General features: G+C 59.0%; 16 protein-coding genes. 7 read left to right on the plus strand and 9 right to left on the minus strand.

Annotation, left to right across the window (positions count from 1 at the left end; translation table 11 throughout):
* Positions 1 to 119 precede the first annotated feature (119 nt).
* The 3 genes from KGA81_RS21300 to KGA81_RS21310 all read right to left on the minus strand — a co-directional run bounded on the left by KGA81_RS21300 (position 120) and on the right by KGA81_RS21310 (position 3,403).
* Positions 120 to 875 (minus strand): DeoR/GlpR family transcriptional regulator, encoded by a 756-nt coding sequence (locus KGA81_RS21300; protein ID WP_085715846.1) that lies wholly within the window; start codon positions 873 to 875, stop codon positions 120 to 122.
* Positions 876 to 970: 95 nt separating this feature from the next.
* Positions 971 to 2,476: a glycerol kinase GlpK gene (gene glpK, locus KGA81_RS21305; RefSeq protein WP_223548128.1), complete on the minus strand. Its 1,506-nt coding sequence runs from the start codon at positions 2,474 to 2,476 to the stop codon at positions 971 to 973.
* A 75-nt stretch (positions 2,477 to 2,551) separates the two neighbouring features.
* Positions 2,552 to 3,403: an MIP/aquaporin family protein gene (locus KGA81_RS21310; RefSeq protein ID WP_223548130.1), complete on the minus strand. Its 852-nt coding sequence runs from the start codon at positions 3,401 to 3,403 to the stop codon at positions 2,552 to 2,554.
* A 347-nt stretch (positions 3,404 to 3,750) separates the two neighbouring features.
* Between KGA81_RS21310 and ybaK the strand changes: the two genes are divergently transcribed.
* On the plus strand, positions 3,751 to 4,221 hold the full coding sequence (ybaK, locus tag KGA81_RS21315) for a Cys-tRNA(Pro) deacylase (protein WP_007971306.1): 471 nt from the start codon (positions 3,751 to 3,753) through the stop codon (positions 4,219 to 4,221).
* 106 nt (positions 4,222 to 4,327) lie between these two features.
* Positions 4,328 to 5,110 carry a PhzF family phenazine biosynthesis protein gene (locus KGA81_RS21320; protein ID WP_223548132.1) on the plus strand — a complete coding sequence of 261 codons (783 nt, stop codon included), beginning with the start codon at positions 4,328 to 4,330 and terminating at the stop codon, positions 5,108 to 5,110.
* 114 nt (positions 5,111 to 5,224) lie between these two features.
* Here KGA81_RS21320 and KGA81_RS21325 read toward each other — a convergent pair whose 3' ends face one another.
* On the minus strand, positions 5,225 to 6,334 hold the full coding sequence (locus KGA81_RS21325) for an ABC transporter ATP-binding protein (protein ID WP_223548149.1): 1,110 nt from the start codon (positions 6,332 to 6,334) through the stop codon (positions 5,225 to 5,227).
* The gene (argF, locus tag KGA81_RS21330) at positions 6,331 to 7,251 is read right to left on the minus strand and encodes an ornithine carbamoyltransferase (protein WP_223548151.1); all 921 of its coding nucleotides are present in this window, start codon (positions 7,249 to 7,251) and stop codon (positions 6,331 to 6,333) included. The genes KGA81_RS21325 and argF overlap by 4 nt, the downstream gene beginning before the upstream one ends.
* A gap of 303 nt (positions 7,252 to 7,554) precedes the next feature.
* Here argF and KGA81_RS21335 point away from each other — a divergent pair, with 303 nt between their 5' ends.
* From KGA81_RS21335 to grxD, 3 genes are all read left to right on the plus strand, one after another.
* Complete coding sequence (locus KGA81_RS21335) at positions 7,555 to 7,692, plus strand: hypothetical protein (RefSeq protein ID WP_411736569.1); 138 nt, start codon at positions 7,555 to 7,557, stop codon at positions 7,690 to 7,692.
* A gap of 134 nt (positions 7,693 to 7,826) precedes the next feature.
* Positions 7,827 to 9,935 (plus strand): molybdopterin oxidoreductase family protein, encoded by a 2,109-nt coding sequence (locus KGA81_RS21340; protein ID WP_223548153.1) that lies wholly within the window; start codon positions 7,827 to 7,829, stop codon positions 9,933 to 9,935.
* Between the two features lie 97 nt (positions 9,936 to 10,032).
* Positions 10,033 to 10,374 carry a Grx4 family monothiol glutaredoxin gene (gene grxD / locus KGA81_RS21345; protein ID WP_223548155.1) on the plus strand — a complete coding sequence of 114 codons (342 nt, stop codon included), beginning with the start codon at positions 10,033 to 10,035 and terminating at the stop codon, positions 10,372 to 10,374.
* Positions 10,375 to 10,582: 208 nt separating this feature from the next.
* On the opposite strand, the gene bfr is transcribed toward grxD, so the two are convergent.
* Both bfr and KGA81_RS21355 read right to left on the minus strand, forming a co-directional pair.
* On the minus strand, positions 10,583 to 11,056 hold the full coding sequence (gene bfr, locus KGA81_RS21350) for a bacterioferritin (protein ID WP_223548157.1): 474 nt from the start codon (positions 11,054 to 11,056) through the stop codon (positions 10,583 to 10,585).
* 198 nt (positions 11,057 to 11,254) lie between these two features.
* Positions 11,255 to 11,473, minus strand: a complete 219-nt coding sequence (locus tag KGA81_RS21355; RefSeq protein WP_116262067.1) for a bacterioferritin-associated ferredoxin — start codon at positions 11,471 to 11,473, stop codon at positions 11,255 to 11,257.
* Positions 11,474 to 11,785: 312 nt separating this feature from the next.
* Between KGA81_RS21355 and KGA81_RS21360 the strand changes: the two genes are divergently transcribed.
* Positions 11,786 to 12,388, plus strand: coding sequence for a peroxiredoxin (locus KGA81_RS21360; RefSeq protein ID WP_223548159.1), 603 nt, complete (start codon positions 11,786 to 11,788; stop codon positions 12,386 to 12,388).
* Between the two features lie 86 nt (positions 12,389 to 12,474).
* On the opposite strand, the gene rnt is transcribed toward KGA81_RS21360, so the two are convergent.
* Complete coding sequence (rnt, locus tag KGA81_RS21365; RefSeq protein WP_223548161.1) at positions 12,475 to 13,152, minus strand: ribonuclease T; 678 nt, start codon at positions 13,150 to 13,152, stop codon at positions 12,475 to 12,477.
* Positions 13,149 to 14,195, minus strand: coding sequence for a dihydroorotase (gene pyrC / locus KGA81_RS21370; protein WP_223548163.1), 1,047 nt, complete (start codon positions 14,193 to 14,195; stop codon positions 13,149 to 13,151). Before pyrC ends, rnt begins: the two co-directional genes overlap by 4 nt.
* 159 nt (positions 14,196 to 14,354) lie before the next feature.
* Between pyrC and KGA81_RS21375 the strand changes: the two genes are divergently transcribed.
* Entirely contained in the window at positions 14,355 to 15,260 is a 906-nt protein-coding gene (locus KGA81_RS21375; protein ID WP_223548165.1) for a flagellar protein MotY, read from the plus strand.
* Positions 15,261 to 15,344 lie beyond the last annotated feature (84 nt).

The raw sequence follows: 15,344 nt of genomic DNA on the forward strand, positions 1-15,344 counted from the left end.
GGCGAAGCCGTCGCAATTGCAGCTGACCGAGTGAATCTGAACGATCTCGGTTGAATGGTTTGGGGGCCGCTTCGCAGCCCGGCGGGAGCAAGCTCCCTCGCCACAGGGGAGCGGTGTGCTTAAACGACCTCCAGCCGAACCTTGTGTTGATTCAGCAGTTGCACCAGCGCCGGGGAAGGCTGCTGATCGGTGACCAGGCAATCGACGAGGCTGATCGGCCCCAGGCGAATCATGGCGTTGCGTCCGAATTTGCTGGAGTCGGCCGCGAGGATCACTTGCCGGGCATTGGCGATGATCGCCTGGGATACCCGCACTTCCTGATAATCGAAGTCCAGCAGGCTGCCGTCCTCATCGATACCGCTGATGCCGACCAAGGCGAAATCGACCTTGAACTGGTTGATGAAGTCGACACTGGCCTGACCGACCACACCGCCGTCACGTCGTACATTGCCACCGGTCAGCAGTACGTCGAAGTCGTCCTTGGCGCTGAGCATCGAAGCCACATGCAGGTTGTTGGTGATGATTTTCAGGTGACTGTGGTTGAGCAGTGCCCGGGCAATGGACTCGGTGGTCGTGCCAATGTTGATGAATAACGAGGCATGGTCGGGAATCTGTGCGGCAATGGCTTCGCCGATACGCTGTTTTTCATCGCGCATCTGATCGGCGCGCATGGCGTAGGCGGTGTTTTCGACACTGGAATCATAAGCGGCGCCACCGTGGTAGCGACGCAACAAGTTGGCTTCCGCAAGCTGATTGATGTCGCGGCGGATGGTCTGCGGGGTAACGACGAACAACGTGGCCATTTCCTCGATGCTGACATAACCGCGTTCGCGGACCAGTTCGAGGATTTGCTGCTGACGGGGAGGCAGATTCATGGGGCGTCCTTTGGGCTGCCGTGCAAAATTTGCCCATGATGACGCAGGAATCCGCTCCCTACCAGTTACATACAGATATGGGGACTGGGGTTAGCTCATTCAGCCTCGTCTTCAGCTGCCCAATCACGGGTGCGGCTGACCGCTTTTTTCCACCCTGCGTAGAGTTTTTCCTTCGCGGCTTCGTCCAGCGTCGGTTCGAACTGGCGTTCGATCACGGCCTTGCCACGCAACTCTTCCAGGCTGCCCCAGAAGCCACACGCCAGACCGGCCAGGTAAGCCGCACCCAGTGCCGTGGTTTCGCGCATTTGCGGACGCTCGACCTGGGTGCCGAGGATGTCGGCCTGGAACTGCATGAGGAAATTGTTGGCCACTGCACCGCCGTCCACACGCAGAGCTTTCAGGCGCTCCCCGGAGTCTTGCTGCATGGCGTCCAGCACGTCGCGGGTCTGGTAGGCAATCGATTCCAGCGCGGCGCGAATGATGTGATCCACGCGTACGCCGCGGGTCAGTCCGAACAATGCACCACGGGCGTACGGGTCCCAGTACGGGGCGCCAAGGCCGGTGAAGGCCGGCACCAGGTACACACCGTTGCTGTCCTTGACCTTGTTGGCGAAGTATTCGGTGTCGTGGGCGTCGTTGATGATCTTCAGTTCGTCACGCAGCCACTGCACGGTAGAGCCGCCGTTGAACACCGCGCCTTCCAGCGCGTAAGCGACTTCGCCACGCGGGCCGCAAGCGATGGTGGTCAGCATGCCATGTCGGGATTTCACGGCTTTGTCGCCGGTGTTCATCAACAGGAAGCAGCCAGTGCCGTAGGTGTTTTTCGCCTGGCCTGGCTCGACACACATCTGGCCGAACAGAGCGGCTTGCTGGTCACCGGCAATGCCACCGATGGCGATGCCGCTTTTGGTGTGGCCGTAGATCTCGGACGACGATTTGACTTGCGGGAGCATCTGGCGCGGGATGTCGAGGACTTCCAGCATCTTCGCGTCCCACTCCAGGGTGTGGATGTTGAAGAGCATGGTGCGCGAAGCGTTGGTGTAGTCGGTGACATGCACCTTGCCGCCGGTAAATTTCCAGATCAGCCAACTGTCGACGGTGCCGAACAGCAGTTCACCGTTGCGCGCGCGCTCGCGGCTGCCTTCGACGTTATCGAGGATCCACTTGAGCTTGGTGCCGGAGAAGTACGGGTCGGTGACCAGGCCAGTGGTTTCGCTGATGTATTGCTCGTGGCCATCGCGCTTGAGTTGCTGGCAGATCTCGGTGCTGCGTCGGCACTGCCAGACGATTGCGTTGTAGATCGGACGGCCGGTGTTCTTGTCCCAGACCACGGTGGTTTCGCGCTGGTTGGTGATGCCGATGGCTGCTACCTGATCGTGGTGCAGGCCGGCTTGTGCCAGGGCCTCGACCATCACGGCGCTTTGGGTGGCGAAGATCTCCATCGGGTCATGCTCGACCCAACCGGCTTGCGGGTAGTGCTGTGCGAACTCCCGTTGGGCGGTGCACACCACGTTCGCGTCACGGTCGAAAATGATCGCGCGGGAGCTGGTCGTACCCTGATCGAGGGCAATGATGTAGTTCTTATTCTGTGTGTCGGTCATGTCGATTGCCTTGGTCGAAATAAGGGAGTGAGGTCTGGCGCGTGATCAAAGGGCAGGGGGCACGCGCCAACGGTATCAAGAAGTCCTGGGTTTGCCGTCAATGGCAGCTGTTGCATTCTGTGTAGCAGTTACCGCGCTGTGCAGATGGCGGGCAATCAGCCCGCGATAGGCGGCGGCGCCGAGGCAGGCACCGACAATCGGTGCGAAAACAGGAATCAGGAAATACGGAATATCGCGTCCGCCGGTGAAGGAAATTTCACCCCAGCCAGCGAAGAAAGTCATCAGTTTAGGGCCGAAGTCCCGCGCAGGGTTCATGGCAAAACCGGTCAGCGGTCCCATCGAGCTGCCGATCACCGCAATCAGCAGGCCGATCAGCAGTGGTGCCAGCGGGCCTTTTGGCAGGCCGTTGTTGTCATCGGTCAGGGACATGATCACGCCCATCAGGATGGCCGTAATGATCACCTCGACCAGAAATGCCTGGGCGGTGGTCAGCACAGGATTCGCGAAGGTGGAGAACACAGAGGCCAATTCGAGGCTGGCTTGAGTGCCGCGAACCATGTGGTGCGTTTGTTCGAATTCGAAAAACAGATTGCTGTAGAGGGTGTAGACCAACAACGCTCCACAGAAGGCACCCGCCACTTGGGCGAGTACGTAGAAAGGCAATTTACGTTTTTCGAAGTCCGCGAAAATGCTCAGGGCAATGCTGACGGCAGGGTTCAGATGAGCCCCGGAAACTCCGGCGGTGAGATAGATCGCCATGCTGACACCGACGCCCCAGATAATGCTGATTTCCCACAAGCCAAAACTGGCACCCGCGACCTTGAGCGCGGCAACACAGCCTGTACCAAAAAATATCAGCAGCGCCGTACCCAGAAACTCGGCCATGCATTGGCTCGAGAGCGGCGGTTGTTGTAAAGCGATTGTCATTGAAACCTCTTTTTTTTGTTGTCTGGCGCTTTTTTCCATCATGGTCGGAGCGCGCTTTTCGCCGAGGCAGGATCCCCATCCTGGTCTCGGTCTGGTGCGGGGTGCAGCGGTAGAACGTTTCTTGCAGTTTCAGAAACGAAAAAATATAGACAAGAAACGCTGATGTCAAAGGTCGAAAGTGAACCATCGGTCACAAAAAAACTATTCGTTGCATGAATGAATGAGTCATTGCGCAATGGGATGGCCAGGCAATGACGTTATGGATGCTCCGCCGTAGAGCCTTTTAACGATCAATGTCCTAGAATCGGGCGCAGTATTTTTCTTCTGCCGCCCAGTCTGGAGCTGTCATGACCCCCGCATTGGATTTGTTGAAAAAGGTTCGGGCCGAACATCGCGTACACAGCTACGAACATGACCCGAAGGCTGCCTCCTACGGCCTGGAAGCGGCGGAAAAACTCGGGCTCGATCCGGCGCAGGTGTTCAAGACCCTGCTGGCGGCCAGCGAAAAAGGAGAGTTGCTGGTGGCCGTGGTGCCGGTTGTCGGCAGCCTGGACTTGAAAGGATTGGCCCACGCCGCTGGTGTGAAAAAGGTCGAAATGGCCGATCCGGCGGCAGCGCAACGGTCTACGGGTTATCTGTTGGGCGGGATCAGTCCGTTGGGGCAGAAAAAGCGTTTGCGTACATTCATTGATAATTCAGCCCAGCCCTTCGCCAGTATTTTTGTCAGTGCGGGTCGACGTGGACTGGAAGTCGAACTGGCACCGGCCGTGCTGGCCGAGCACACCCAGGCGAAGTTTGCCGATATCGGTCGGGCGTGAGCATTGAAGCAAGTGCAGCGCTGTATGGTGAAAATCTGCCCGCTCTGTCACTGGCGCTCGTTCGGCCTGCGCCGCATGCTCAGCGGACAAACCAAGGGAGAAGGTTATGCAGCTTGAGTTTCATCAGGTCGACGCGTTCAGCAATCAGCCGTTCAGTGGTAACCCGGCGATGGTCTATCGGCTCGATACCTGGCTCGCCGATGAACTGATGCAAAAGATTGCCGCTGAGCACAACCTCGCCGAAACGGCGTTTGTCGTGCGCGAAGGGCAGGGCTGGCACATCCGCTGGTTTACGCCGACCACCGAGGTGCCATTGTGCGGTCACGCGACGCTGGCTAGCGCCTATGTGCTGTTTGAGATCTATAAGGAGCCCGTCGAGCGACTGGACTTCACCTGTAAGTCCGGCCCGTTGAGCGTGACGCGGGAGGGCGCAGGCCTGTGGCTGGACTTCCCTGCGATCGCTGCGTCGCCGGTGAACATGATCCCGGAAATCGAGCGTGCACTGGGCGTGGAGGCTGTTGAGGTGCTGGGTTCGAATGAACTGTTCGTGGTGCTGGAGTCCGAGCAAGCCGTGCTCGACTGCAAGCCGGACATGGTGGCCCTGGCAAAGCTGCCATGGTTGGGCGCCATCGTGACGGCGCGGGGCAGCCAGCACGATTTCGTTTCTCGCTACTTCGCCCCGGCAATCGGCATCAATGAAGACCCGGTGACCGGATCGACCCATTGCCTTCTGATTCCGTACTGGTCAAGGCGATTGGGCAAGTCGAGCCTGACGGCTTTTCAGTGTTCGGCGCGGGGTGGGGAATTGTTCTGTCGACTGGAAGGCGATCGCGTGAAGATCGGTGGAAATGCGACCCTGGTTGCCAGTGGCACGCTGATGTTGAGCTAATGCCAGTCCAATGTGGGAGCGAGCTTGCTCGCGATAGCGGTGGATCAGTCAGCATCTCTGTTGAATTTGAAACCGTCATCGCGAGCGAGCTCGCTTCCACAGGGATTGTGTTGTTTAGCTAGCGGCGCTGTAGCGCCGGACACCTGATTCAACAGCCGGAATCTGCGCCGCGGTGCTGCCGGACGCCTGGAACAGCACCAGGTGTTCAGCCGCGACACGAATACCTACATCCGCCCCAACCTGGCGATCGACATGGCTCGGGAAGATTGATTCCAGCTGTGCGCCTGTCGGTAGCTGCAAGCGATACAGGGTCGATGCACCCAGGAACGTCTTGCCGGCAATTCGCGCCTTCAGTGCGCTGTCCGGCGCGTAGACGATATCGTCCGGGCGCAGCAACACGTCCACGGCACCGCCTACCGGCCAGGTGTAGGCCCGGTTGCCACGCAATTCGCCGAGTTCGGTTTGCACCGATTCCGGGCTGCTCAACTGACCGCGAATGAAATAGCCCTGGCCGATGAAGCTCGCCACGAAGGGGGTCAGCGGTTCGTGATACAGGTTGTAGGGCGTATCCCATTGTTCCAGGCGACCTTCCTTGAACACGCCAACGTGGTCACTGACTGCAAAGGCTTCTTCCTGGTCATGAGTCACCAGAATCGCGCTGGTGCCTCGAGCCTTGAGGATGTCGCGTACTTCGTGGCTGAGCTTGCGGCGCAATTCGCCATCGAGGTTGGAGAACGGCTCGTCGAGCAACAGTAATTGCGGATCGGGCGCCAGTGCGCGGGCCAGGGCGACACGTTGCTGCTGGCCTCCTGAAAGTTCGTGGGGGAAGCGCTTGCCGAGGTTCTTCAGGTTGACCAGTTCCAGCAGTTCTTCGGTCACGCGATCCTTTTGCGGATGCTTGCGTATGCCGAAGGCGATGTTGTCGGCCACACTCAAATGCGGAAACAGCGCGTAGTCCTGGAACACCATGCCAATGCGACGTTTCTCCGGCGCGAGGGTGAAGCCGGCGCTGGAGATGGTTTCGCCCGCCAGCTGGATTTCGCCTTCATGTACCGGTTCAAAGCCGGCAATCGCCCGTAGTGTGGTGGTCTTGCCGCAGCCCGAAGAGCCGAGCAGGCAACCGATGTCACCAGCGTTCAGATGCAGGTTCAGGTTCTGTACTACGCGTTGGTCCTGATAGCCGCAGGCGAGGTTGCGCAGGTTAAGCAGTAAAGGCTGGCTCATGCGTGGTGGTACGCCGGCTCGACGAGAAACTCGAGCAAGGCCTTTTGCGCGTGCAGGCGGTTTTCGGCTTGATCCCAGGCCACCGAACGTTTGTCGTCGAGCAGGTCGACACTGATTTCTTCGCCGCGGTGTGCCGGCAGGCAATGCATGAACAGTACGTCTTCAGCAGCCAGGTCAAGCAGGGCGCGGTTGACCTGGTACGGTGCGAACAGCTGCAGACGCTTGGCGGTTTCTTCTTCCTGACCCATGGAGGTCCAGACGTCGGTACTCACCAGGTGTGCACCGCGCACGGCTTCTTTCGGATCGCGAACGATGGTGACCCGATCGCCGGCCTTGGCCACGAATTCAGGATTGGGCTCGTAGCCTTCCGGGCAGGCCACGCGTAACTGGAAGTCGAACTGGATCGCCGCTTCTATATAACTGTTGCACATGTTGTTGCCGTCGCCGATCCAGGCCACGGTCTTGCCCTGGATGGAGCCGCGGTGTTCGAGGAAGGTCTGCATGTCCGCCAGCAACTGGCACGGATGCAGGTCATCGGACAGGCCATTGATCACGGGCACGCGGGAGTTGGCGGCGAATTCGGTCAGGTTGCTGTGGGCAAAGGTACGGATCATCACTGCGTCGAGCATGCTCGACATGACGATGGCGCAATCGCCGATCGGCTCGCCACGACCCAACTGGGTGTCACGTGGCGACAGAAAGATCGCCTGGCCGCCGAGCTGGATCATGCCAGCCTCGAAGGAGATCCGGGTGCGGGTCGAGGATTTCTCGAAAATCATCCCCAGGACGCGGTTTTTCAGAGGCTCGAACAGTACGCCGCGGTTACGCAGGTCCTTGAGCTCAACGCCTCGACGGATCACGCTGACCAGCTCTTCGGGCGTGCAATCCATCAGGGAGAGAAAGTGCCTTGCGCTCATCATTGACTACCTTTTTGCTACAAACCGCAGATGCTCAAAGCCTTGTTTGACGGAACAACGGGCGAGACCTGCGGCGTAAGCCGCACGGGGCGACGAAATAGGGGAAGGCGCGATCTTATAATTAAATGTCGCGTCTTACCAATAGGGCTACAGTTTTTAGGGAGTTTCAGAGGTGCTACGGGTTTACCGAGGTAGCGCTTTTGAAGCCTGTTTCCTGATAGCGGCGCCTCATTTGTACACTGGCCTCTCGGGGCTTGGCAATCAGGCGGGGTGGCAACGGTGTGCTGACAGTCGGTTTCTGACTTGTCATTGATCAGCACCGGGCTCGACGAACACGGGAGCCTGACCGGCGAAGTGGGTGACGTGCATGTCCCTCACGGGCCGATTGAAACCTTTCAGGAACTCCAGTTGCAGGCGCCGCCCAGGCTGCCTTCGACCTGAACTGCGGTGGACATCGGCTGGCCTGATATCCACCGATTCACAAGACGCACGTCGCTGGCGTGGCGGCGGGTCTGGCGCCATAGTTTTGTTTCCGCGGCCATCGTTGCCGGCCCAAAACAAGACAGAGACTGGCCATGACCAAGACTCTCCATCACCGTGCGTGCCATTTGTGCGAAGCCATCTGTGGCCTGACCATCGAAACCACCGAGGTCGAAGGCGGTAACGTCCGGATCACATCGATCAAGGGCGACCCTCAGGATACGTTCAGCCGTGGGCACATCTGCCCCAAAGCCGTGGCACTGCAAGACATCCAGAACGATCCGGATCGCCTGCATCGGCCAATGCAACGGGTGGGCAATGAGTGGCAGCCCATCGAGTGGGACGCGGCATTCAAGCTGGTCGCCGAACGCCTCGCCGCCATTCAGGAGCGTCACGGGCAAAACGCAGTGGCGGTCTATCAGGGCAACCCGAGCGTGCACAATTACGGGCTGATGACTCACAGCAACTACTTCCTCGGCTTGCTGAAAACCCGCAACCGGTTTTCCGCCACCTCGGTCGATCAATTGCCTCATCACCTGACCAGCCATTTGATGTACGGCCACGGTTTGCTGCTGCCGATCCCGGACATCGATCACACCGATTTCATGCTGATTCTGGGCGGCAACCCGCTGGCTTCGAACGGCAGCATCATGACCGTGCCGGATGTGGAAAAACGCTTGAAGGCGATACAGGCCAGGGGCGGCAAAGTGGTGGTGGTCGACCCTCGTCGCAGTGAAACGGCGGCGATTGCCGATCAGCATCTGTTCGTGCGCCCGGGTGGTGATGCCGCGCTGTTGTTCGGGCTGCTCAATACCTTGTTCGCTGAAGGTCTGACCCGCGACAGCCATCTGCCGGTAGACGGTCTGGAGGACGTGCGGGATGCCGTCGCGCGGTTCACCGCCGAAGCCATGAGCCCGTTGTGCGCCGTACCAGCCGAACAGATCCGCCAATTGGCGCGGGACTTCGCTGCGGCACCGAGTGCGGTCTGCTATGGCCGCATGGGCGTCTCGACCCAGGCCTTCGGTACGCTGTGCCACTGGCTGGTGCAGTTGATCAATCTGGTCACCGGCAATCTCGATCGCGTCGGTGGTGCCTTGTGCACTGAGCCGGCGGTGGACCTGGTGGCGTCGACCTCGGGCGGGCATTTCAATCTGTGGCAGAGCCGGGTTTCCGGGCGCCCGGAATATGCCGGAGAGTTGCCGGTGTCGGCGCTGGCCGAAGAGATGCTCACCGAGGGGGAAGGGCAAGTCCGGGCGCTGATCACGGTGGCAGGCAATCCGGTGCTGTCCACGCCCAATGGCCGAAAGCTCGAGCAGGCGCTGGGCGGGCTGGAATTCATGGTCAGTATCGACCTGTACATCAATGAAACCACGCGTTACGCCGACTTGATCCTGCCGTCCACATCGGCGCTGGAAAACGATCATTACGACACGACGTTCAACCTGTTTGCAGTGCGCAACGTCAGCCGCTTCAACCGCGCCATTCTCGCCAGGCCCGAAGGTGCATTGCACGACTGGGAGATCTTCGTCGGGTTGGCCAAGGCATTTGCCGCCAGGACCGGCAAAGAGTTGAAGCCCACCATCACCCCGGCGCAAATGATCGATCACGGCCTGCGAACGGGGATGTACGGCGACATTTCAGAGCACAGGCTGTCACTGGCGACCTTGTTCGATCATCCCCATGGCGTTGATCTGGGAGCGCTCAAGCCTAACCTGGCACCACGCCTGAAGACTGCCAATCAACGCATTCAGGCCGCACCGACCGCGATTCTCGCTGACCTGGCGCGCTTTGCAGCCTTGAAGGCACCGGCCGCCGACGAGTTGTTGATGATTGGCCGCCGGCATGTGCGCAGCAACAACTCATGGATGCATAATTATCATCGGTTGGTGAAGGGCAAGCCGCGTCATCAGTTGCTGATGCATCCGCACGACCTGGCCGGTCGCGGTCTCAGCGACGGACAGCGTGTGCGGGTCAGCTCGCGGGTGGGGGTAATTGAGGTCGAAGTGCTTGGCAGTCTGGACATGATGAAAGGCGTGGTCAGCCTCCCTCACGGCTGGGGTCACGCGCGGCCGGGCGTGCAAATGTCGATTGCCAGCAGTCAGCCGGGTTCGAGCGCCAACGACCTGACCGACGAATGCCGGCTTGACGAACTGTCGGGAAACGCCGTGCTCAATGGTGTGCCGGTGACAGTAGCGGCGGTTTGAACCAGACTGATGGAGAGACCGAGCAGGGTGCTCGGCTTTCCGTTACAATGCGCCACCGTGCCGACCCATGAGTCGGAAAGTTCAGCCGAGGTGCTCCATGGATATCATCGAAACGATTAAAGAGCAGATTGCCAACAACACCATTCTGCTTTACATGAAAGGCTCGCCGAATGCCCCGCAGTGCGGCTTCTCCGCGAAAGCCGCGCAGGCCGTGATGGCGTGTGGCGAAAAGTTTGCGTACGTGGATATCCTGCAGAACCCGGAAATCCGCGCCAACCTGCCAAAATACGCCAACTGGCCAACCTTCCCGCAGCTGTGGGTCGGTGGTGAGTTGATCGGCGGTAGCGACATCATGACTGAAATGGCTGCTGACGGTTCGCTGCAAGCCACCATCAAGGCTGCTGTTGAAGCCGCTGCTGCCAACAAGTCCGAAGCCTGACTCGGCCCCGTAGGAGCAAGCTTGCTCGCGAAGAACGATGACGCGGTATATCGCTGAACCGCGTCATCGTTCTTCGCTGGCAAGCCAGCTCCTACAGGAGGCATTAAAAAGCCCCGCCTCTGTTGCAGAGTGCGGGGCTTTTCATTGTGTCTGGGTGTTACTGCAAAGTTGCCGCTGCAATCGCCAGGATCGCAGCCTGCGGCAGCTCCTACTCTTCGCCCATCTGCGATTGCAGGTAGTTCTCGAGTCCGATTTTATCGATCAGGCCCAACTGGGTTTCCAGCCAATCGATATGTTCTTCTTCGGACTCGAGGATATCTTCAAGCAGCTCGCGGCTACCGAAGTCGCCGACTGTTTCGCAATGGGCAATAGCCACTTTGAGATCCGCGTGACCGGTGCGTTCGATACGCAGGTCGCACTCCAGCATTTCCTTGGTGTGCTCGCCGATGTGCAGCTTGCCCAGGTCCTGGACGTTCGGCAGGCCTTCAAGGAACAGGATCCGCTTGATCAGCTTGTCGGCGTGCTTCATCTCGTCGATGGATTCGTGGTACTCGTGCTTGCCGAGCTTGTTCAGGCCCCAATCTTCATACATGCGCGCATGCAGGAAGTATTGATTGATCGCGACCAGCTCATTGGCGAGGATCTTGTTGAGATGCTGGATGACTGTAACGTCGCCTTTCATGATGGGGTCCTGCCCTTTATTAGCTGTCAATAGGGCAGAGTTTGAGCTGCGTATTTAAGGGTGTCAAACCTAAGTTGTTGAAACTTAAATGAAAATTAATCGGAATAAGAATGTTTGTGTTCCGCGTCTAGAACATAACCAGTTGATTTTCAGGCATAAAAAAACCGGACATATGTCCGGTTCTTTGAAATTCTATATTTAAGCCACGGTAAATTCTGCTGGAAAAGGAATAGCAGCCTGGGCCGTTTGCAGTTTGGTCAGGGTCTCGCGGACCACTTCCTTGGCGAGGCAGGCACATTTGCCGCATTGACTGGCAACGCCGGTGGCCACTCGGACTTCCTTGTAGCTGCAGCATCCTTCATAGATCGCATCGCGGATTTGACCGTCGGTGACGCCAGTGCAGAGGCAAACATACATAAGGAAAGACCGTCGCTGATTGTGACTCAATTGCGATGGATCTTAATGTTAACGAGAATGATTGTCAAAGTAGTTTCAGTGCACTTTTCGTCATGAGTGGGGATGGCTGACGAACGGTCTGCCTGGTAAACCGGTGATATAAAAACCGATGCGGATTTCATCGTACCGGGAAAATACAGCTAAGCCAGCTCAAACGTGCGGTGTATGATGGACGGTCTTTTGCGACCGGGGATCGTGTCACAGGGCTGTCGCCTCAGGGTGGCAGGCTGATTCGAACCCTGTTTCTCACGCTATTACACCAGGAGATATCCAATGAGCGTACTCGTAGGCAAACAAGCCCCTGACTTCACCGTACCGGCCGTACTCGGCAATGGCGAGATCGTTGACAGCTTCACCCTGTCTTCGGCGATCAAAGGCAAATACGGCCTGGTGTTCTTCTACCCACTGGACTTCACTTTCGTTTGCCCGTCCGAGCTGATCGCTCTGGACAACCGCATGTCCGAGTTCAAGGCGCGTAACGTTGAAGTGATCGCTGTGTCGATCGACTCGCACTTCACCCACAACGCATGGCGCAACACTCCAGTGAACAATGGCGGTATCGGCCAGGTTCGCTACACCATGGCTGCCGACATCAAGCAGGACATCATGAAGGCCTACGACGTTCAGTCCGCTGACGGCGTGGCATTTCGTGGCGCGTTCCTGATCGACGACAAAGGTGTTGTCCGCTCGCAGATCATCAACGACCTGCCACTGGGCCGTAACATGGAAGAGCTGATCCGTCTGGTCGACGCTCTGCAATTCCACGAAGAGCACGGCGAAGTCTGCCCTGCCAACTGGAAAAAAGGCGACAAAGGCATGAACGCTTCGCCAGAAGGCGTTGCGGCATACCTGACCGAGCACGCTGCCGCTCTGTAAGGCGCACGCTCAAGCTACAAAAGCAGGTACAAAAAAACCGGCCCATCGAGGCCGGTTTTTTTATGGGCGGGATAACGCCGGAACAATCAATCGTCGAAATCTTCCCAACCGCCCATTTGCTTCCAGCGATTGACGATGCCGCAGAACAGCTCAGCGGTCTTCTCGGTGTCGTAACGGGCCGAGTGAGCCTCGCGGCCATCGAAATCGATGTCCGCTGCCTGGCAAGCCTTGGCCAGCACGGTCTGACCGTAGGCCAGGCCAGCGAGCGTTGCGGTATCGAAACTGGAGAACGGATGGAACGGATTGCGCTTCATGTCCAGACGCGCAACCGCTGCATTGAGGAAGCCCAGGTCGAAGCTGCTGTTATGCCCGACCAGGATCGCCCGTTTGCAACCATTGGCCTTGAGGGCCTTGCGCACGCCGCGGAAGATATCGTTCAGGGCCGTCTCTTCACTCACGGCCATGCGTAGCGGGTGATCGAGCTTGATCCCGGTGAACTCCAGGGCCGCCGCTTCGATGTTCGCGCCTTCGAACGGCTCGACACGGAAGAAGTAGGTGTGATCCGGGTAGACAAACCCCTTTTCATCCATGGCGATGGTGGTCGCGGCGATTTCCAGCAGGGCGTCGGTGGCCGAGTTGAAGCCACCGGTTTCTACGTCGACGACAACTGGCAGGTAGCCACGGAACCTGGCTGCCATTGGATGACGAGGGCCGCTTGCGCCGCCATTGCCTTCCAGTTCGTCGTCGAAATGGGCTTCACTCACGCGTGTTCCTCCAGCAGGCGCCAGCGCAGTTTTTCACCGGCGCGCAGCGGGATAACGGTCAGCTCGCCAAATGGCAGGCTGGTAGGGGCGGTCCATTCTTCGCGGACCAGGGTGATGCGATCGGTGTTGGCCGGCAGACCATAGAACCGCGGGCCGTAGAGGCTGGCGAAGGCCTCGAGCTTGTCCAGCGCATTGCGCTGTTCGAAGGCTTCGGCGTACATCTCGATGGCCGCATAGGCGGTGTAGCAACCGGCGCAGCCGCAGGCCGCCTCTTTGGCGTGCTGGGCGTGGGGCGCCGAGTCGGTGCCGAGGAAGAACTTCTCACTGCCGCTGGTGGCGGCGTCGAGCAGGGCTTCCTGGTGGGTATTGCGCTTGAGGATCGGCAGGCAATAGAAGTGCGGCCGAATCCCGCCCACCAGCATGTGGTTGCGGTTGTACAGCAGGTGGTGCGCGGTGATGGTCGCGCCCACGTTGGCCGAGGCCGAGTTGACGAACTGCACGGCGTCCGCGGTGGTGATGTGTTCGAAGACCACTTTGAGGGTCGGGAAACGCTCGACCACACGACGCATGTGCTCGTCGATGAAGATTTTTTCGCGGTCGAATACGTCGACATCGCCCCGGGTGACTTCACCGTGGATCAACAACGGCATCCCGACGTCGGCCATGGCCTCGAGTGCAGGGAAAATCTTGTCGATGCTGGTGACGCCAGAGTCCGAGTTGGTGGTCGCGCCGGCCGGGTACAGCTTGGCGGCGTGCACGAATCCGCTGGCCTTGGCCTCGCGAATTTCTTCAGGCTGGGTGCGGTCGGTCAGGTACAGGACCATCAGTGGCTCGAACAGGCTGCCGGCCGGGCGGGCAGCGAGAATCCGCTGGCGATAGCCGTCGGCTTCGGCCGCGTTGCGCACTGGTGGAACCAGGTTGGGCATGATGATGGCGCGGCCAAAGGTGCGCGCGACATCCGCGACGGTATTGGTCAACACGGCACCATCGCGAAGATGAATGTGCCAGTCGTCGGGACGCAGCAGGGTCAGGCGGTCGGACATGAGGGGATTCCAGGCGGGTCAAACTCAAGGGAATGCTACCGGAAAAGACTCTTGCAGGCACTCGCTATCAAGTTTTGCAGGAAGCTTCCGATATCCAACAGGTATGCCGTGAACATGCGTGTGTCGGTCTTTTTGTTGTAAAAGCCAGTGGAGCCTCCCGTGCGCCAGCGTTATTTAGCCTTGCTCAGTGTGTTTGCCAGCCTTCCCGCGATGGCGCTCACTTTCCAGACTCGTCTGGAGAGCATTGAGTGGACGGTCGAAGGTGACAAGTTCGAATGCCGCCTGACTCAGCCGGTTGCCGACTTCGGTTCGGGCGAGTTCGTGCGCAAGGCCGGTGAGCAGGCAACGTTTCGTCTGAAAGCCTATAACCCGATGATCGGCGGCGGTTCGGCGACCTTGCTGGCCGCTGCAGCACCGTGGCAACCGGGGCGTGACGACATCAACCTGGGCACGGTAAGGATCGGTAGCGGCAACGTCTTGTTCAACAGTTCACAGGCTCAGGCCGGGCGCCTGATCAGCGGACTGATGGACGGTCGCAGTCCGGTGGTTCGCCATTCTTCGGGGGATGGCCGAGTGTCGGAAGTGCGCCTGCTGCCGGTCCGGTTCACCAAGGCGTTTGCCGATTATCAAATCTGCGTGGCCAAACTGTTGCCGCAGAACTTCGAGCAGGTGAAGCAATCCGACATCGGCTTCCCCGGCGGCGGAATCGAACTCGACAGCGCCGCGAAGGCCAGGCTGCAGGTGATGCTGGAGTACATGAAGGCCGATCCGACAGTCAATCGCATCGAGCTCGACGGTCACTCCGACAACAGCGGCAACCGCCTGACCAACCGCGACCTGTCGCGGCGCCGAGCCCTGGCAGTGATGGAGTTCTTCAAGGCCAACGGCATCCAGGAGTCGCAAATCACCGTACGTTTCCATGGCGAACGTTATCCGTTGGCGCCTAATACCAGTAACGCCAACCGCGCGAAGAACCGTCGGGTAGCGGTACGCCTGGAGCGTGGAGCAGCAGTGGAACAAGTCGCCCCGCAGACGACGAAAGCGGCGACTTCGGCCACTTCCTGACCTTTCGGTCATCGTCGCTCTCTCGACATAATCTGTCGCTTCGTCGTCATAAGCTGTCGCGCCACTGTAAATTATTCTGCATGA

Origin of the sequence: Pseudomonas sp. A-B-19 (genome assembly GCF_019947515.1) — a bacterium.
Taxonomy (GTDB): Bacteria; Pseudomonadota; Gammaproteobacteria; order Pseudomonadales; family Pseudomonadaceae; genus Aquipseudomonas.